Annotated in this window: 18 protein-coding genes; 7 read left to right on the top strand and 11 right to left on the bottom strand. The window is 50.3% G+C overall.

The features are described from left to right. Window positions 1-111: 111 nt before the first annotated feature. The 8 genes from J3P89_RS15895 to J3P89_RS15860 all read right to left on the bottom strand — a co-directional run bounded on the left by J3P89_RS15895 (window position 112) and on the right by J3P89_RS15860 (window position 7,612). Window positions 112-1,338 carry a carboxylesterase family protein gene (locus J3P89_RS15895; protein ID WP_434694828.1) on the bottom strand — a complete coding sequence of 409 codons (1,227 nt, stop codon included), beginning with the start codon at window positions 1,336-1,338 and terminating at the stop codon, window positions 112-114. A gap of 30 nt (window positions 1,339-1,368) precedes the next feature. Further along, complete coding sequence (locus J3P89_RS15890; RefSeq protein WP_434694826.1) at window positions 1,369-1,905, bottom strand: flavin reductase family protein; 537 nt, start codon at window positions 1,903-1,905, stop codon at window positions 1,369-1,371. A 39-nt stretch (window positions 1,906-1,944) separates the two neighbouring features. Next, complete coding sequence (locus tag J3P89_RS15885) at window positions 1,945-2,478, bottom strand: NAD(P)H-dependent oxidoreductase (protein WP_434694825.1); 534 nt, start codon at window positions 2,476-2,478, stop codon at window positions 1,945-1,947. A gap of 311 nt (window positions 2,479-2,789) precedes the next feature. Next, window positions 2,790-3,821: an anthranilate 1,2-dioxygenase electron transfer component AntC gene (gene antC, locus J3P89_RS15880; RefSeq protein ID WP_434694824.1), complete on the bottom strand. Its 1,032-nt coding sequence runs from the start codon at window positions 3,819-3,821 to the stop codon at window positions 2,790-2,792. Between the two features lie 16 nt (window positions 3,822-3,837). Beyond that, window positions 3,838-4,329, bottom strand: a complete 492-nt coding sequence (gene antB / locus J3P89_RS15875; RefSeq protein ID WP_434694823.1) for an anthranilate 1,2-dioxygenase small subunit — start codon at window positions 4,327-4,329, stop codon at window positions 3,838-3,840. A gap of 1 nt (window position 4,330) precedes the next feature. After that, entirely contained in the window at window positions 4,331-5,734 is a 1,404-nt protein-coding gene (gene antA / locus J3P89_RS15870; RefSeq protein ID WP_434694822.1) for an anthranilate 1,2-dioxygenase large subunit, read from the bottom strand. Window positions 5,735-6,127: 393 nt separating this feature from the next. Then, window positions 6,128-6,643, bottom strand: coding sequence for a TetR/AcrR family transcriptional regulator (locus J3P89_RS15865; RefSeq protein ID WP_434694821.1), 516 nt, complete (start codon window positions 6,641-6,643; stop codon window positions 6,128-6,130). A gap of 228 nt (window positions 6,644-6,871) precedes the next feature. Next, window positions 6,872-7,612 carry an SDR family NAD(P)-dependent oxidoreductase gene (locus J3P89_RS15860; RefSeq protein WP_434694820.1) on the bottom strand — a complete coding sequence of 247 codons (741 nt, stop codon included), beginning with the start codon at window positions 7,610-7,612 and terminating at the stop codon, window positions 6,872-6,874. Between the two features lie 218 nt (window positions 7,613-7,830). Here J3P89_RS15860 and J3P89_RS15855 point away from each other — a divergent pair, with 218 nt between their 5' ends. After that, a complete protein-coding gene (locus J3P89_RS15855; RefSeq protein ID WP_434694819.1) occupies window positions 7,831-8,010 on the top strand; it encodes a hypothetical protein in 180 nt (59 codons plus the stop codon). A 465-nt stretch (window positions 8,011-8,475) separates the two neighbouring features. On the opposite strand, the gene ribA is transcribed toward J3P89_RS15855, so the two are convergent. Both ribA and J3P89_RS15845 read right to left on the bottom strand, forming a co-directional pair. Then, a complete protein-coding gene (gene ribA / locus J3P89_RS15850) occupies window positions 8,476-9,087 on the bottom strand; it encodes a GTP cyclohydrolase II (RefSeq protein ID WP_434694818.1) in 612 nt (203 codons plus the stop codon). Window positions 9,088-9,255: 168 nt separating this feature from the next. After that, window positions 9,256-10,572 (bottom strand): aminotransferase class III-fold pyridoxal phosphate-dependent enzyme, encoded by a 1,317-nt coding sequence (locus J3P89_RS15845; protein WP_434694817.1) that lies wholly within the window; start codon window positions 10,570-10,572, stop codon window positions 9,256-9,258. Window positions 10,573-11,064: 492 nt separating this feature from the next. On the opposite strand from J3P89_RS15845, the gene J3P89_RS15840 reads away from it, so the two are divergent. From J3P89_RS15840 to J3P89_RS15815, 6 genes are all read left to right on the top strand, one after another. Beyond that, the gene (locus J3P89_RS15840; RefSeq protein ID WP_434694816.1) at window positions 11,065-11,400 is read left to right on the top strand and encodes a transporter substrate-binding domain-containing protein; all 336 of its coding nucleotides are present in this window, start codon (window positions 11,065-11,067) and stop codon (window positions 11,398-11,400) included. Window positions 11,401-11,988: 588 nt separating this feature from the next. Further along, the gene (locus tag J3P89_RS15835; protein WP_434694815.1) at window positions 11,989-12,372 is read left to right on the top strand and encodes an ABC transporter permease subunit; all 384 of its coding nucleotides are present in this window, start codon (window positions 11,989-11,991) and stop codon (window positions 12,370-12,372) included. Between the two features lie 272 nt (window positions 12,373-12,644). Continuing rightward, window positions 12,645-12,959: an ATP-binding cassette domain-containing protein gene (locus tag J3P89_RS15830; RefSeq protein WP_434698003.1), complete on the top strand. Its 315-nt coding sequence runs from the start codon at window positions 12,645-12,647 to the stop codon at window positions 12,957-12,959. A 169-nt stretch (window positions 12,960-13,128) separates the two neighbouring features. Continuing rightward, a complete protein-coding gene (locus tag J3P89_RS15825; protein WP_434694814.1) occupies window positions 13,129-13,341 on the top strand; it encodes a hypothetical protein in 213 nt (70 codons plus the stop codon). A gap of 134 nt (window positions 13,342-13,475) precedes the next feature. Continuing rightward, a complete protein-coding gene (locus J3P89_RS15820) occupies window positions 13,476-14,948 on the top strand; it encodes a PLP-dependent aminotransferase family protein (protein ID WP_434694813.1) in 1,473 nt (490 codons plus the stop codon). Window positions 14,949-15,385: 437 nt separating this feature from the next. After that, window positions 15,386-15,517 carry a cupin domain-containing protein gene (locus tag J3P89_RS15815; RefSeq protein ID WP_434694811.1) on the top strand — a complete coding sequence of 44 codons (132 nt, stop codon included), beginning with the start codon at window positions 15,386-15,388 and terminating at the stop codon, window positions 15,515-15,517. Window positions 15,518-15,622: 105 nt separating this feature from the next. On the opposite strand, the gene J3P89_RS15810 is transcribed toward J3P89_RS15815, so the two are convergent. Beyond that, window positions 15,623-17,245, bottom strand: coding sequence for a methyl-accepting chemotaxis protein (locus J3P89_RS15810; protein ID WP_434694810.1), 1,623 nt, complete (start codon window positions 17,243-17,245; stop codon window positions 15,623-15,625). Between the last annotated feature and the right edge of the window lie 136 nt (window positions 17,246-17,381).

Here is a 17,381-nt window from a genome sequence, read left to right as displayed (position 1 = left end):
GCTACCAGCTCAATTTTATAAAGTCAACGCCACTCATGCGCAGTCTCCTCAATTAAAAATAAATACTAAACAATCAAGCTTTGCAGGCCATAGCATGGTGGCGAAGCATATTCATATCGGATTAACTGCACATTCAGTTATGGTGGAGGGTATCCACGTTGGAGCTGGTGGCAGATCTAATACAAAGTTTGCCCACATCGCACGAAGTTGACGGCCTTTTATCTCGAAATCATCCTCGTTCAGGCCCGACAGCATTGGTGCCATTTTCCATGACTCATGAGAACCAAGTAAAAATGGCAGCTCAATACAGTGAGAAGCTTTCCATCCTGATTGTGGCGCCTGCCAGGTTAATTCGTAAGCCCAGCCACGCTGGCCATTGATGGCCACTTCGCGAAGTAGAGTCTTTGTGCTGTCAATTAAATATTGTTTATTATCAGATAGCACTCTATCTTTTACTGCGATAAACGTCTCGTTAGTTGGTTGTATAACATTTTCGCTCATATAAATGAAAGGCAGCGTGTCGTCGCTGGTCCAACCTGAAAGCACGGGAATCGTTATTGGCTTTTCAATGTGTGGCCGCACAGGGGCCCAGAGCTCAGACCTACCTAGAAGTTTTGAAAATTTTAACTGCGCATCCAGGAGCTCAGCGGTGGACAATATTTTTGGGTCGCAGCCGATGAAATTGTTGAAGTGATGTGATTGCTTTAATGCTTTTTTTTGATCATAAATAATATCCTTTTGGCCAAGGAAACCGCTTTGGATTATTGCTCTCTTAACATAACTCCCCAATCCCCATCGCAGCATGACCTCGATTGAGAATGCGCCCGCCGATTGACCAAATAATGTGATATTGTTTGGGTTGCCCCCAAACATAGCAATATTCTGATTAACCCATTTTATTGCTACTAATTGATCTGTCATAGCGGGGCTTGGAGAGTTTGATGAGAACAAAGCATTGTTGTAAAAATAACCAAAGACTCCTAGCCTTGCTGTTACAGTTACCACAACTAACTCGTGTTCGGTGGCTAGTTTATTACCATCATACCAAGGAAGTTCTCCGCCTCCGGTTATATTGGCACCGCCATGAAACCATATCATTACGGGGCGGCTACCTATATTCGATGTCGTAAAAATGGACAGTGTTTGGCAATCTTCGCTTTGTGTGAGCGGTGCTGGAGGACCTAACAGCGCATCGAAGCGCGATGCATGTTGAGGAGCAAGAGATCCACGTTCTCTTCCATTATAGATGTCAGAGGGAACCACATTGAGCTGTTCTGCAGGGGCAAAGCGCTTCGCCGCTGCATACCGTAGATTGCGATATACAAGACAGTTATTCATCAAATACCCCTGCAGTGAGACGAGATTATTTTACAGTGATAATTGTTCTGACAGGTGTCGGTATTTGCCCTTGTAGTACAGGAGCGGTTCGTTTTCACTCCAGTCAGGTGGACTAATCTGAGTGACTCTACCCACCACGATATAATGGTCGCCTGCCTCATGCTCAGCATAGAGCTCACAATCGAGCCACATCAATGTGCCGGCAATGACGGGGTTATCATTTTGAGTCAAACTCCAGTCGATACCAGCCCACCGGTCGGGGCATTTGCTTGCAAACTGATTGGATATGGATGTCTGAGAGTCTGCTAAAACATTGATTGAAAATTTACCAAGGTCTCGGATACGAGGATATGTGGATGAATTGCGCATTACGCTAAACGAAACCAAAGGTGGATCGATGGAGACACTATAAAAAGACTGGCAAGTGAACCCCATGGCATCATTTATGCCGTCGAACGCGGAGATTACAACGATGCCGGAAGCGTAAAGACCGAGTGTATTACGAAAAACCCGAGGGTCAAATACATTATCCTCAGCGTTTTTGCGAATTTCGAGCCCATTAGACATTGTTTTTATCCTCTAGTACAGGCGGAAGTGAAGGTCAACTCAAGCGCGTTTGGTGAGGTCATTACCGATACGAGCAAGCTTGTTGAAGTTACTGGCGTATTCATCAGCTAGTGACTGCATGATTTCGTCAGCACGGTCCATTTGACTCATTACAAAGTAGATCCCGCGACCAGGAACAACCGCGCCCAGCTCCGCTAATAATGGTGACAGGGTCGTAGTAGGTGCCATCGCGTGAGTTAAGTCGCCGCCTGTAAAAAGTGGGATCGCAGTTAACCCAGATAATCCGTTAGCGGGGTATCGGTCCAGAAAAGCTTTAAGCAAGCCTGTGAATGACGCTTTATAAGTAGGTGTTGCAAAAATGGCCAAGTCGCTTGCAGCAACTAAGGAATTATACCTGTCCATTCTTTCGCTAGGCCAAGTGAGAATATCGCTGATGCAGTCTGCAAGGTCGATAACCTCTAGTTCGTAGCTTGTATGGCCCATGAGCTTTTCAACAAAAACCTCCGAGAGTTTAAGCGTTCTGGATTGTGGCTTAGGATTGCCCACAACTATTGCAATTTTAAGCGTCTTCATAAATCTCGACTCCATTGCAGAGATGAGATAAGTCAGATAGGCATGGCGAGAACTTTTTACACGGCTGAGGTGTATTTTATCTTGCTTATGCTCAACCTGACTTCCTCTTAGTCAAAATATTCTGAGCCTTTAAATAAGGTTCAAAAGTTTCAACCGAGATTTTTTGGCCCGGAAAACATATTAACAAGATTTTTTGGCTCGTTAAAATGTGCTTCTACAACTTCGATCCTAACATTAAGTTCAATTGCGCGCAATATGAATACATAGTTTTAATATCGGTTAGGTACGCTGCACGAGTTATAAAAACTGATTCAATTAGCACTCTTTGTAAATTTCTCGTAATAAATATTTTTTGCGCTTAATTGGTTCAGTGAGAACCATTCTTTCACAGACTCGACCATGCTGGGAGCGCCGCAAACGTAAACGTCTGCTTCTTCGTCTGTTGAGTGGTTATCTGCGAAGTGCTCCGTGACATACCCACGTCTACCATCCCAATCCTCACTAGACCGGCTAACAACTGGAAAAAAACGAAAACCAGGTAATTGGTTTACATAGTTTTCTATACGGTCAAGTTCACATAAATCTTCGGGTATTCGTACTCCGTGGTACAGGTGAACTGCAGGGACGCTAGAATAATTCTTCTCATGTACTAGGTGGTCCAGCATCCCCATGAACGCAGATAGTCCGGTACCCCCCGCAACCATAACAATGGGGCGTTTTACCTGCCTCAGGTAGAAGGCACCAAACGGTGCTTCAAAGCGGATCTCATCACCGACAGAGCATTGGTCTCTCACATAGTCACTCATCACTCCGCTAGAAAGCAGTCGCACAATGAATCTTAATTCGTTGCGTTCGTTCGGTAGCGAAGCAAATGAATACGCTCGCCAGGCATCCGTTCCTGGTACATTGATCCGTGCATATTGACCTGGCAGAAAATCGATTCTTTTTACTGTATCAGATGTTTTTATCACTATCACTGCAGTAGATGGGGAAACTCTTTCAACGCTTTTTACAACCCCTTGGAGTGGTTCGGTTGTCGCCTGAGTGCATAAGGTCGAGTCATAATCGAAATAAAACGTAGCATCTGATTGTACCCTCGTTTGGCAAGTCAGAATCTTTCCATCCTCTATATCTTGGCTTGAGAGGGCGTCCTCATCAACATAGTCCATGGTGTAAATACCTGATTCGCACTGGCCAACGCAGGTTGCACAAACGCCTTCACGACAGTCGATCGGGATATTGATGCCATTTCGAATAGCCGCATCAAGGACAATTTCAGTCCCTGGCACTAAAAAGAATTTTGTCTTTCCGTCACTGAATGTAAAGGCGACTTTATGATTCATGATTCTGGCCTATCAGTCACAGGTGGTAAAAGTCCAGCACCGAATTGATCGTGTCATTTAGAAGTAGCACGTGCTTTCGTGTGATTTTCCAGCTTTCTCCGCTTCGAATCAGATCATAGGTGGCGGTACCGAAAAAGCAGTCTGCTTGCTGAAGTCGATAATAGAGAGTCTGCCAGTTGACCTTGACAGACAGTTTGCCGTCAGGCGCCTCTGATATACGGACGTTCGATATAGAATGTAAAGTCCTAGGCATGGGCACCGTAGATGCCGCCTTTCCGGTACGTATTCTGAACACCCGATCTTCAAGCCCGCCGCGATTTGCGTAATAAATAAGGGACATGCTTCGCTTAGGATCTTTGGTGTATTCGTGCTCAGATTCCCACTGGGGTAAATGAAATTCGCTGTCCTCACTGAACATATCAAGATACAGATCCCAGTTTCTTGCATCACAGGCTTCAGCATGCCGATATAAGAATTGCTCTACTTCATATTGTAATTGTGGGTTCATCTTATTCTCCAACCAGTTTTGTAGGCGAAATTTTCGCGTCCTCGTTATTAAGCCCTTCGAGTAAGAAACGCTGCCAAGCACTATGCTGATTCACGTAGAGCCCCTCATGCGTGAATTCAGTGCCTGTAAGAGCCGGGTGGATGCCAATATTTTCACTGTTTGGTGTTGTGCCTTTAACCCAATGCTCGTGTCCTCGAGATATATCGCTCCAGCGTTCGAGTCGGGCTTGAAAGCCGCGCTGGGCTTCACGGAATTCCACAAGGTCATCGGGGGTTCCCATGCCTGAAACGTTGAAGAAATCTTCGAATTGACGGATACGATTTTCGCGGTCTTTATCGGACTCTCCAACGACTCCTAGGCAAAAACTATGAATCTCAGTTTTATTCCAACTGACTGGCCGTATGATTCTAAGCTGAGAACTAATTTGATCTAGCAAGAACATGCTCGGATAAATGTTTAAGTTTCTTAGCCGGTGCATCATCCACTCAGCTTTACCTTGGCCGTGCTCCTCCAATAGACGAGGCATGATCGTGGCGTAACCTGGCCTTACGGTGGGGTTAGGCATGTCGCTGAACAGAAGGCTATGGCCGTTGTTAAAGGCGAACCAACCGTCATCTGTTTCTTTGTCGCCGGCACCCAGCTTACTGTAATCAAGGGAGTCCGAGCTCGTCATTCCTTTTTCTTTGTTCACTTGTTGGCGATGTTGTACAGTAGCGACGTAGTTATAGTGAACTGTACTTACATGGTAACCATCCAAGCCATTCTCATTCTGTAGCTTCCAGTTGCCATCGTAGGTGTACGCAGATTTTCCAGGCAGTACTTCAAGCTCTCGGACAGGTGACTGGGCAACCATCATATCGAAGAATACCTTCGCGTCTCCCAGGAACGTTTCGAGTGAGTCAGTGCCGTCGACGTTAAGGCTGATGAATACGAATCCTTTGTAACTTTCGATTCGTGCCTTTTTAAGGCCGCGAGTAGCCTTGTCAAAGCCTTCCGGGTACTCACCAGGAGCTTTGACCTTGACCAAGCGGCCATCACTTTTGTAACACCAGGCGTGAAAAGGGCAGGTGAATGTAGACTGATTTCCCTTATTGACGCGTGTCAATGTGGTGCCACGATGTTGGCATGCATTTATCAGTGCATTGAGTTTCCCGGAAGAGTCTCGGGTAATGATCATGGGTTGGCGCCCGGCGCGCATCGTTACGAAATCATTGTTATTAGCAATCTCGCTTTCATGGCATGCATAGATCCATTGCTTTTCGAATATGTATTCCATTTCCAGGTCAAAGAGTTCAGGTTCGGTGAACATGTCACGTGCAACCCGAAACACGCCAGCTTCAGGTTGGAAGTCTAGACAGCCAGTAATGTAAGCTCGCCATTCATCAATATTTTTTTGTGTTTTCATTATTTTATATCGCTATGATTAGGTTTATTGATTCCACGGTTATGCGCCAGCTAAGCGATGGTACCTCCACTGCGATTCCGTTCGTCATACTAGTAATTATCACTCGCCACTTGGCGGTGCGGTTGTTACCGGTAACATAGTGCTTGTGAGCCCTGAATCAAAAAGTATAAAAACGTTTCCAATCTTTGATTCGGCAAGTTGGTTTCAGGGGGGCATCATCGAAAGCTATTGATGATGGTCCACGTTCTCTACCATCGTATGGCTACGGCCCTTGCAATATGTATATCCACTTTGCGAAAGGCACTAAGACCATTTGAGTGACAGTGTTTATCAGGGGTAACTCACGATTGTGCCTAAAACAGACGCTTCCCTTATAGGATAGACACGATAGTCCTATTGAGCGGGGCGGATGCCCTCGAACAGCACGCTCTCAAGTATCGAGGCTAAACCCATCCTCGCTATCCGGCCTCGCCGCTCTGCATAGATCAAGCCGGTCAATGATGAGAACCAAATTTCTGTGAGCGCTGGAGCGCTGACGTCAATACGGAATACCCCCTCCCGCTGGCCGCGCTGGAAAAAAGCGTCAATAGCTGCCTCATACGATTCATCAATTGACGCAGTGTTTTCAGATTCGCGCCAGTGAAAAAGCAAGAAAGCATTGAGTTCTTTGTGCTCAAGGGTATAGCTATTCAGCCTGCTCAACGCCTCAAGCGGCGGTAGTGTGTCGAGCTGTGCGTTGCTAACCACTTCCCCGAGTACTTGAGCTGCGTGCTCCATGAGTTTGTCTATGAGCTCTCCACGCGTACGGCAGAAACGATGCAAGGTGGTTTTACCCACTCCGACCGCTTTCGCTAAGTCCTGCAGCGACGAGCGGGGTCGGTCGACCAAGCTGAGTGCCAAAGCGGCCATTAAGCTTCTGTTGTCACCTCTTCGAACTAGCACTGTCAAAACGCTCACTCCACATTGACTCCCACCCAGGTTTGATGATACCCCAATAAGAGTGGCGCTTCGCCCACCTGAAGTACTAATCCGCACTACCGCCTATGCAGTCAGTCCCTGGTGTATCACGTCCACACGTTTGCTTTTGAGTCAGTGACAGCGCCCGGGGGGGCACCTTCGACGGTCTGCCTTTGTTGTTTATATGGTAGAAGTCAACCCACCGTCGACTACCAATGTCTCGCCGCTTATGTAGGTGTTTCGCTCCGAAAGTAAGAACACAATCGGTCCGGCTATTTCTTCGGGCTCGGCTGTCCTCCCGATAGGCAGCCGTCCGCTTTCTACAAACAGTGCCCTGAATGAATCGACATCGGCTTCGTTGATGCCTGTTACTGGGTCAGTTGACATGCGGGTTCGAACAAATCCAGGCGCGACAATGTTGATGAGCACGTTGTGTGCTGCAAACTCGAGAGCTAAGGATCGTGTGGCTGCGTCCAGTCCTCCTTTCGCAGTATTGTAAGCAAAGGAATTTGGCATTGCGGAAAAAGAGGCAGTCGAGCTTACGTTCACGATGCGGCCGCCGCCACGCTTGACCATTCGCAAACCCACAGAGCGGGATAAGAATACAGCGCCGTCAAGAAATACACTTAGCTGCTTATAAAACTCAGCATGTGTGATGTCTGCTACTGTCGTATAGGTATATGCGCCCGCGGCATTCACAAAGGCGCTGATAGGACCGTGTAGGCTTTCGATTTCGTCCAAAATCAAGTTGTGCCGATCAATTTTGGTGATGTCGACCTGGTAAAATGTGACCTGGTTAATTTTCCCCGGTTCTCTATCTAGGCCGATTACTTCATAACCGTCCTTGACCAGCATCTGAGCGGTGGCTGCACCAATCCCGTTGGCGGCTCCGGTAACTACCGCAAGCTTTTTATTCTTCATTTCTCTTCTCCATTTTTACATTCGAAAAAGGGCTCACTTGCCGCGCTTACCGAGGACTTGCGACGTTGCGAACGCGCCCTCGGGAGGAAGTCTAATGAATGACTGCAGGAACGCCTCCCCCATATCTTGTCCCCTATTCGTGGAGCGCTTTCACACCTATTTAACATCAAGAAATCCGTTTGGCAAATAAAATCCCATTTGGGGTGGAAGCATTCTAAATGGAGCTGCTGAGTTCCATTTTTCTTATATTTGTTTCGTTCCTGCTGCGTCTGCGCCTGAGAAAATCTGTAAATAACTGTTTTTGTTCAGAAATATCTTTGGCCGAAAGAGGGTTAACTCACGTCAACGGCAGCTGCCGCATGGGCAAAGATCAAGATGGTGAAAATCACTTGCCATGACCTTGTTCCGTCGGCGCTAATTGCTACCTGACTGGGGGATAGCACAGCCCGCGGGAGGGCAACCGCCTACCTTTTAGGCTCAGCCCCGAACTGCGGTACGTTAAAGCACCGCCGCGGTCGACGATGCCAGGGGGATCTGCGTCGCTGCCTCTAATTCCACCCGCCAAAGTGGCTATTCAGGATGAAGAGACCGGTAACCAACATTGCCCTGCGTCCATTTGCTTCAGTGTGCTCTGCTGGGAGCCCGTTTTCCTTTTTGGGGTATGCCATTGCCGATCAGTATCTGCTTGAGCGCTCTGGAGTTCGGTGCGCTGAGGGATTAGTCGCGGCACCAGCGGCGAGCAGCGGCGTGGCCAATACTGTGTCAACGACTGCCCCACCAAATGCCCAGGCCACGGCAAGGGCGCCGGCCCATCGCCGGGTACAACAAGAAGTCAGCGAAAGGCGGCGCTTGAACTCGTCGTATCACGCCAGTTCGCCTTGATGCATATTGCCTATCATGTGACCTAGTTTGTTTGCCTTGGTCGCTAGATACATATGATTGTGAGCGTTATGACCAGTGTGCAGTGGGACTCGCTCCGAGACCTTGATGTCCATATCGACTAGAGCTATGACCTTGCGCGGATTATTGGTCATCAGGCGTAGTGCTTTGATCCCCAGGTGCTCTAGCATAGGTAGACATATTGCGTACTCGCGCTGATCGGCGTCAAATCCCAGGCGCTCGTTTGCCTCGACAGTATCGGCGCCGCCATCTTGCAGTTTATAGGCGCGAATTTTGTTAAGCAGGCCGATGCCGCGGCCTTCCTGGCGTAGATAAAGCAGCGCGCCGCGTCCTTCGCTAGCAATGGCCTGCAGCGCCGCTTCCAGTTGGGAGCCACAATCACAGCGCACGCTGAACAGGGCATCGCCTGTCAGGCATTCGGAATGCAAGCGCCCCAACACCGGCTCCCCGTTGGCAATCTCACCCAAACTGAGCGCTACATGTTCGCGGCCCGTGTCTTCGTCGAGAAAGCCGTGCATGTTGAAGATTGCGAAAGGGGTGGGGAGTTTGGAGGCGGCAACAAAGACGATGGGCACGATCTGCTCCTAGATGCGGGACTTCTCAAGTGTGGGCAGGGCAGAGCGCAGCTTGCTGTTCAGCAGAGCGAGCCTGGCAATTTAGCGCAAGCGCATTAGTCAAGCTCTTTAGCCGATTTTTCCGTTGGAGTAGCAACGGAGCAGGAAGAGGCGCTCTGTTTCTATGCGCTACGCGTTCGCGCGTATACAGGTGCGCAGCGCTTCGACAAGTGCTTCCAGTTCGTCGGCTGTGGCATCGAAAGGCGGTGCAAACACTGCTTGGTCGCCTGACCAGCGCAGGTAGTAACCTGCATCATATAGCGCCTCAGTGATTCGATGACCTCTAATGCCGGGTTGGCCAGGCAAAGGAGCAAACTCTACGCTGCCTGCAAAACCTACGTTTCGAATGTCCACGACATTAGGCTCGCCTTTGAGCGAGTGAATCAGCTCTTGGAAAAGGTTTTCTTTCTCGTGCACTTTGTCTGCGACGCCTTCATTATGGAACACATCAACTGCAGCTAGGCCCGCAGCCACAGCAATGGGGTGAGCGGAATAAGTGTAACCATGGAAGATGCTATTGGTGTATTCCGGCTGAGCCATGAAGGTCTTGTAGATTTCGCTTGTCATGATAACGCCGCCCAAGGGCTGTGTGCCGTTAGTCACGGTTTTGGCAAATGTGATCATGTCTGGTACGACATCAAATCGCTGGGCTGCGAAAGCGGTGCCCATGCGCCCAAAACCACAGATTACTTCATCAAAGATCAGCAGAATGCCGTACTTAGTACAGATTTCACGCAGTCGCTTGAGATAGCCTTGTGGCGGTACCAACACGCCAGTGGAGCCCGCCATGGGCTCGACTATAACAGCAGCGATGTTTGAAGAGTCATGCAGCGCGACAAGGCGTTCTAGGTCGTCCGCCAAATGGGCGCCCCAGGTGGGCTGGCCTTTCGAGAATGCCATATGTTCAGGTGAATACGTATGTGGCAGATGATCCACTCCATGAAGAGTCAGAGTCGAGAACATCTTGCGATTTGCAACCATTCCCCCTACAGAGATGCCGCCAAAACCCACCCCGTGATAACCACGCTCGCGGCCGATCATCCGCGTACGGCCAGCATCGCCTGTCAGGCGGTGGAAACCCAATGCGATCTTGAGAGCCGTATCAACAGCGTCGGAGCCGCCGGTCGTGTAGAACACGTGGTTCAGCGGCTCGGGCGCCATTTCTGCGATTTTTTCAGTCAGGACGAACGCGTCTGGGTGGCTCATGTAAAACGCCGAGACATAATCCAGCTTGGCCACCTGCTTCTGTACAGCTTCGACAATCTTAGGGTGCGAGTGCCCCATGCCTGAGCACCACAGCCCGGAGAAGCCGTCGAAGACTTTGGCCCCCTCGCGCGTGTAAAGGTAGCTACCCTGCGCATGGGTGATCATCCTGGGCTTTTGTTTAAACAGTGCGTTAGGTGTAAATCCGATGAAGTAGGAGTCGAGCTGCTTATCATTATCCATTTGGAGGCTCCATGTAATGGATCGACTGTATAAAGATTGGACACTAAAACACAAAGCGGAAGGTGGATAGGGCCACTTATTGTGAGTAACTAAGTCCATCTGGCTCGGTGTTTTCGGTATCGTGATGGGCGGGGGCAAGGCGAAAGCAAATGGTCATAAATAAGTATAAAAAGTGGTGCTAGTGCGTGGGGCCGATGCCTCCTGTCGTAGTATTAAACCCGGTGTTGTTGCCGAAGGGTGACGACCGTATTTTGGAATCGAATCGAATCGAATCGAATCGAATCGAATCGCATGCATGCAATGTGTAGTGTCAGATGGCTCGGAGAATATAAAGGAAATTAAGCTTCCCATCGCAGGGCGTTTGCTCGGCGCTACATTTGCTCTGATAGTAAGCAATAGCTCGTTTGACGCCGCTTCCGATCTGGTTCAGATCAGATCTCGAGGCTACATGACGGTGGCGACCGAGGATGATACGCTCCCTATAGTTTCGTCATGGATGGCAAGCCGGAGGGCTTCCATAATGACTTGCTGAATGACCTCAGGTTATTCAGCAAGCAGAAAGGTTTCGTGGTGCGTCAGAAAATCCTACCTTGGACTGGTTTGTTAGCCGCCGGCTCTTCTGAGCAATATGATGTTTCCTTTACGTGGGCGATCATTACGGATGATTGGCTGCGTGTGTTCGACTTCGCTCCATCGTTCGCTACCGCCCAACATTTCTTCGTGAAGCTCAAGTCCGACGCCCAGATACTCAGGGTATGCAGAGCCTGTGCGGCAGGGCCGTGGGAGTGCAGGGCGGCGGTTCGTTTGAGGCTCGCCTGCCGGACTTGATGAAGATGCTAAACGCGTCAGGTTGCGAGTTGGGAGAAGTCATAAAGTATCAGGCATATCCAGAAGTGTATGCTGACCATTAGTAATGGCCGCGTCGAATATGTGATCAACTCATTGATAGGCGTGAATGACCTCATCCGGCTACGTGGACAGCTTTTCGAAAATGGGTTTGCAGTCACGGGAGGTGGGTTCAACGCCCGGCCAATACCTTAGAAAACCCAGAAATTTTTCACGGAATTCATGGAGACGGTGCGAAACAACCGCCGCCTGGCCGAGTTGCAGGTCAAGTGGCTTGGTGAAGCCTTCAAGGGTTTGCCCCTACAGTCCATCACTGACGTAGTGACAATCCACCAATTGGTTGGCCTAAAGTGGGGTTCAGGAATCAGCTTCCACGAAGAGAGATGAACGTTCGGGCTTGGTGGCTGTTGTTGAAGGCGATTTATTAACCGAATCAGTTCTGTGACCTATGAACCGCTACCCCCAATTTTATCAGCGGCTCTGTTCTATATGTTGTTAATCGGCCGCTTGCTGAAACTGCAGTCAACTGCTGAGCGTAAAGCCAATCGATTGGCAATGTGAGGTGCCGTCATGAGCGAATGGGAGATCCTTTGGCAGTCCCGTGATATTTTTCTAAAAGGGCTACTGAATACCATAGTGCTGTTCCTATTCTCGTTTTCGTCTGCTTTCGTGATCGGGTGCATAGCGAATTACTGGCTCGAACGAGGTTCCCTGCCTCGTTTGTTGGTGAAAAGCTACATGAACACGATGCGCACAGTTCCGTTTCTGGTGTTGGTCTGTCTCATCTATTACGGTTTGCCGCAACTAGGCTTACGTGTAGTTGCTTGGTTATCTGGGGTGGTCGGGTTGGCTATATACCATGGGGCGTATTTCGCAGAGATTCTGCGCGGCCCCAGGTTGATTGTGCCACAGGGGCAACTAGACGCAGCACTTGCCTATGGCTTTCCGCCCTGAAAAATGTACGGATACATAATATAGCCAGAGTTGTTGCTAGCCTCGCGACCTTTGATCGGTAATCAGATGATTTACGCGCTCAAGGACACAGCATTTTCGTCCATCATTACAGTTCAGGGAACTTACTGCTCCAGCCAAAACAGTCCAGGCGGGATATTTTGTCCCCACCAAGGCATTCGTCGTCACAATCACTTTCTATATCGCGCTAAGTATGTCCATGAAACGCTGTATGGGAGGGATAAGAAAATGTGGAATTCAGCGAGGTTTCGAGCATGCGTGGGTATCCTGAAGTGAGTATCAACGGGCTCTCGAAAGCTTTCGATGGTATTGAGGTCCTGAAGAATGAGACCTGGTGCGCGAAAACGCGGGTGGTGAGCGTTCTAGGAACCTCTGGGTCAGGAAAATCGACGATGTTGCGGTGTATCAACTGGCTTGAGGTGCCCGACAGCGGAACCATCGGAATTGGAGGACAGCGCATCGGGGTTACTGATTCGGATAAGCCTATGAGCTTGCGCGAGTTGGCTACCATTAGAGCTCGCACTGCGATGGTTTTCCAAAATTTGGGTTATGGTCTCACCTCACAGTAATCCAGAATGTAATGGAAGTACCAATCCGAGTTAAAACACCCTGCGAGCAGAAGCCTGGCTCACGCTGAATATTTGTTGGCCAAGGTCGGTATGGCCGATAAAGCATACGCTTTTCCATTACCCTGTCGGATGTCAAAAGCAGGGGGCGCAATCGCGCGAGCGCTTTGCGATGAGGCCGCAAGTCATTTTATTTGATGAGCCGACCTCGGCCCTGGATCCAGAGCAAGTAGGAGAGGTTCTTCAGGCCATGAAGAATCTCTCTACCGAAGGCTTTACCATGGTGGTAATTCATGAAATGGAGTTCGCTAGAGCGGTATCAGATCAGGTGGCTTTTCTTGAAAACGGCGAGATCATTGAAGAGGCTCTCCCCAAAAATTTTTAGTAACCCCGGTACTGACCTGGTCAAAAAGTCTCGCGCTCGCGAGGTGATATTCTGCTACGTGAGACTTCCACTCGTACACTCGTCGGAAAGCGTTGTAATCTATAATAATTTGGCTGCCTAAGGTTGGAGGTTAAATGACAGCTTCGTTAATTGGTGAGCGGATTCAGGATCTTCTGGACCGGAGGTCTGCCGTTTCACTACAGCAGCAACTCTACCGCCACTTCAGGGAAATGATTGAGGATGGAACGCTGCGTCCGTCATCGCGCTTACCATCCACTCGAAGCCTGGCCACCCAGCTAGGGGTTTCGAGAATCACCATCGTTGCGGCATTTGACATGTTGACCGCTGATGGCTATCTGGTCGGCAGTATAGGAAGCGGTACTTTCGTTGTCGATCGGCCTCCCATTCGCTCTCATACCGTCGCTACGCGAGCAGTTCCTCCTGACGCAATCTCGCTGAGGGGACAATTGATACTCTCGGGTGCGTCTGGCTTGCAGCAGCGTGAGGGTGCGTTTTTGCCTGGCGTGCCCGATGTCGCTGCGTTCCCTTACGCTGTATGGCAGAAACTTCAGAACCGATACCTTGGACAACATCTGGCCCAACTGAGTGGATACGCCAATGGAGGAGGGTATTTGCCGCTGCGCAGATCATTGGCTGATTACTTGCGTGTAGCGAGGGGGGTTCGATGCAACCCGGAGCAGGTGCTTGTCACTATGGGAACTCAGCAGTCACTGGATCTGATTGTCAGGCTTTTGACCGACGCTAATGATCAGGTCTGCATCGAAAACCCGTCACATTGGGCCGGTGCGCTGATGCTCAAATCATTAGGGGTACGTTCAGTCCCTGTGAATGTTGATCGCGAGGGTATTGATATGCGTGACCAACACTACGCGATGAATCCCAAGCTTGTATTTGTCACGCCTTCTCATCAGTTTCCGCTTGGCAGTATATTGTCCAGCAGCCGCCGTGAACGCTTGCTTCGCGAGGCTGCGCAACGCAATTTCTGGATAGTGGAGGATGACTACGACAGTGAGCTAAGGTACGACCAAGCACCTTCTCCGTCGCTCCAGGGGGAGGATAGTTCCGGCAGAGTTATTTATTTGGGGACCTTTAGTAAGGTGATGTACCCCGGAATTCGAATGAGCTATATGGTCGTCCCATCCTCCCTGGTTAGCTCCATGGTGAGGGGCTTGCTGAGCCTTTACCGGCCTGGCCACTTACCCCTGCAGGCGGCACTAGCAGACTTCATAAGTGACGGCCATTTGACGCGCCATCTGATCAATGTTCGACCGTTGTATGCGGCGCGTCAGGCAGAGCTGCGAAAATGCCTGGCTGAAACCTTTGGTGACGCGATCAGCCTCAGTAGCGGCTTTGCTGGCTTGCACTTGACCTTGCGATTTCGTCAGGCTGTTGACCTCGATGCCCTACAAGCTCAAGCCGCCAAGCGTGATGTATTGCTGAGGCGGTTGAGCGCATTCAATCATGATGTAGGTCCCTTTGAGGATGGGTTCGTACTTGGCTACGGCGCGCTGAGCCAAGATGACATCGGAACGGCGGTGAAGCGGCTTTATGAGGTCTATCAAACCACACATAATGGCCCATGCTAATCGGAGAAATCCTTCACCAAAGGCAACAAGGGCGCTGCAGGCGTGACGCTCGGGTTGGCTGAATTCGTGGAAAGTCAGAAGTCGGTCTGAATTCGCTGATTGTTGTCGGAACCAATTCATTTGGGATACGTCGGGTTGTTGCACAGGAGCGATGGCTCTGCGCTCAATTCCGCCCAGCGCATTGCTCGGCTTAGGCCGCAGGTGGGCGTGCGCGGCGCATCGGCTTGCGGCTCTTGCGATAGCAGCCAAAGCTGCAAAGTTCTGAATGAAACCCGACTTCTTGGCATGTCCGCAGTCGTCGCGCGACCGCTACGAAGGCTTCGATCAACGAGCCACCGTACAAACCGTCGCGTTTTTAGTTCTCAACCTTCGAAGATCGACTGGCGCTTGAAAACGATGAAGCCTTCGTACTGCTTGAAGGTCGTATCGCAATCACCATGGACACTGGCGAGCGATTCGAGATGACGGCAGGCGATGCTGTGTCGATCCCGGCAGGGCACACCGGTGTGTGCGAAGTCTTGGAGTTCAGCCGCAAGTTCACTGTGGTTACGAGTGGAAGCGTCGAGTGACCAAGATTGCTCAACAGGCAAAGAGGCAGCGAGGGGCGGTTGAACCGCGCCGCTCGCTGCATTTAATGAAGGGAAGGGGATGGCTTGGCTGCTGAGGCTGCGATCTCAGACCCTGAAATGCTTAACGACAGCACTCAATTCGACCGCCAGATGCGCCAAAGCTTGTGAAGCTGCGGTTGTTTGCTGCGCACCTTCGGATGACTGAATAGAGAGCTCGCGAATATTGAGCAGATTTCTATCCACCAAACGAGCCACATGGGCTTGTTCTTCAGTCGCACTGGTGATGACCAGATTGCGTCCGTTGATATCGTCATTCGCAGCCACTATTTCAGCCAATGCATGGTTTGCTGCGTCAGCCAGGGCTAGCGTCCTTTGCGTCATCGCGTTGCTGTTTTGCATTGTGGTGACGGCCAGTGCCGTACCGGCTTGAATGCGGTCGATCATCTGCTCGATCTCGCTGGTAGATTGCGCCGTGCGGTGAGCAAGTGCCCTGACTTCGTCCGCGACAACCGCAAAACCTCTTCCGGCCTCACCCGCCCGTGCAGCCTCAATGGCCGCGTTAAGGGCTAGCAAATTGGTCTGTTCAGCGATCGCACGGATCACGTCGAGCACTTGGCCGATGCCTTGCGTTTGATCGGCCAATGCTCCTATTTGCTGCGAACTTGTTTTTACGTCACCGGTGAGGGTCTGTATGGCGTCTACGGTTTCGATCATGCGTTTTTGACCGTTCAGAGCAATGATTCGTGATGCATCTGAGCGCTCTGAGTTCGAGGCGGCATTTCTCGCAATCTCTTCTATCGCCGTGGTCATTTCGGTGACTGCAGTGACGGCTTGTTCGATTTCACTGTGCTGCTGTTGGATATCGCGGTCCCCTTCGGCGGTGATGGCATTCAATTCTTCCGCGGATGAGGCCAGTTGGTTTGATGAGCTGGTGATCTGTTTCAGGGTCATTAAAAGGCTTTGCTGCATGACGGACAGGGCTTGAAGCAGACGAGTTGCTTCGTCATTGCCTTGAGGTTTGATCGGTTGCGTCAGATCGCCTCCAGCAATGGTCTCGGCCAGCTTGACCGCCTCGAAAATCGGGACCGTGATACTACGAGTTAGCATGAAGGCAATTAGCAGAGTGCCGATCGCGACAAGCGCAATGGCTGCATTTATGCCGTTGGTGGCACTGTTATAGGCCTCGGCGGACCGCGTTGCGGCGAGCTCCGCACCCTGATTGGACTGGTCGATCAAATCGTCGAAATTTTTCGTCAACTGGTCGTAGGAGTCACGGATGGTCAGTAAATAAGATCGAGCATCCGATTTTTTACCTTCCCTGGAAATTCGAAGAAGCTCCAAATGATGAGCAGCATAGACATTCAGGCTTTTGTTGAATGTTTCGAGGCGGGCCTTATCTTGCTCGTTCGTCAGAAGCGCTCCATACAGCTTCATCTGCTCGTTTACCTGCTTCAATCTTCCCGCTGTTTTTTCTTCGTAGGACTGCATATCCGTGTCAGTCGTCGACAGGATATGTTGCATCGAACCCATTCGGTAGCGGTTCAGGGAGGCGTTGGCAGCTCCCAGTGCCTTCACGCGTTGCATCCAGTTGTCTTTGATATCAATCGCTTCAGACTGGACGTCGCTGATTTGTTGTAAAGCAAAAAAACCCAGGAATACCCCGAGAAAGGCAATGACGGCAAAACCCAAAAATGCCCGGGGGGCGATCCGAATCTTTCTTAAGAACATTTTTCAGTCCTGCGAACGGGGCAAAATTGCCGCAGGGTGATCCAGGGCAATTGCAATGGGAGAGGAGGTAGGCTGCACCCACCTCAGAAAAAGTCCCGGACACACTGCTGCAGCCGGGTTATTCAGTACTACTCAG

Source organism: Pseudomonas sp. Z1-14 (assembly GCF_051132005.1).
In the GTDB taxonomy this organism is placed as follows: Bacteria; Pseudomonadota; Gammaproteobacteria; order Pseudomonadales; family Pseudomonadaceae; genus Aquipseudomonas.
This window is presented reverse-complemented; position numbering and strand designations above follow the sequence as displayed.

Bases quoted from the DNA above. Each gene is read 5' to 3' on its own strand.
- J3P89_RS15835 (WP_434694815.1), top strand. From the start codon at position 11,989: ATGAGCGAATGGGAGATCCTTTGGCAGTCCCGTGATATTTTTCTAAAA.
- J3P89_RS15855 (WP_434694819.1), top strand. From the start codon at position 7,831: ATGGAGCTGCTGAGTTCCATTTTTCTTATATTTGTTTCGTTCCTGCTG.
- J3P89_RS15815 (WP_434694811.1), top strand. From the start codon at position 15,386: ATGGACACTGGCGAGCGATTCGAGATGACGGCAGGCGATGCTGTGTCG.
- J3P89_RS15825 (WP_434694814.1), top strand. From the start codon at position 13,129: ATGAGGCCGCAAGTCATTTTATTTGATGAGCCGACCTCGGCCCTGGAT.
- antB (WP_434694823.1), bottom strand. From the start codon at position 4,329: ATGAACCCACAATTACAATATGAAGTAGAGCAATTCTTATATCGGCAT.
- J3P89_RS15895 (WP_434694828.1), bottom strand. From the start codon at position 1,338: ATGAATAACTGTCTTGTATATCGCAATCTACGGTATGCAGCGGCGAAG.
- antC (WP_434694824.1), bottom strand. From the start codon at position 3,821: ATGAATCATAAAGTCGCCTTTACATTCAGTGACGGAAAGACAAAATTC.
- J3P89_RS15860 (WP_434694820.1), bottom strand. From the start codon at position 7,612: ATGAAGAATAAAAAGCTTGCGGTAGTTACCGGAGCCGCCAACGGGATT.
- J3P89_RS15820 (WP_434694813.1), top strand. From the start codon at position 13,476: ATGACAGCTTCGTTAATTGGTGAGCGGATTCAGGATCTTCTGGACCGG.
- J3P89_RS15845 (WP_434694817.1), bottom strand. From the start codon at position 10,572: ATGGATAATGATAAGCAGCTCGACTCCTACTTCATCGGATTTACACCT.
- J3P89_RS15890 (WP_434694826.1), bottom strand. From the start codon at position 1,905: ATGTCTAATGGGCTCGAAATTCGCAAAAACGCTGAGGATAATGTATTT.
- J3P89_RS15885 (WP_434694825.1), bottom strand. From the start codon at position 2,478: ATGAAGACGCTTAAAATTGCAATAGTTGTGGGCAATCCTAAGCCACAA.
- J3P89_RS15840 (WP_434694816.1), top strand. From the start codon at position 11,065: ATGGATGGCAAGCCGGAGGGCTTCCATAATGACTTGCTGAATGACCTC.
- J3P89_RS15810 (WP_434694810.1), bottom strand. From the start codon at position 17,245: ATGTTCTTAAGAAAGATTCGGATCGCCCCCCGGGCATTTTTGGGTTTT.
- antA (WP_434694822.1), bottom strand. From the start codon at position 5,734: ATGAAAACACAAAAAAATATTGATGAATGGCGAGCTTACATTACTGGC.
- J3P89_RS15865 (WP_434694821.1), bottom strand. From the start codon at position 6,643: ATGGCCGCTTTGGCACTCAGCTTGGTCGACCGACCCCGCTCGTCGCTG.
- J3P89_RS15830 (WP_434698003.1), top strand. From the start codon at position 12,645: ATGCGTGGGTATCCTGAAGTGAGTATCAACGGGCTCTCGAAAGCTTTC.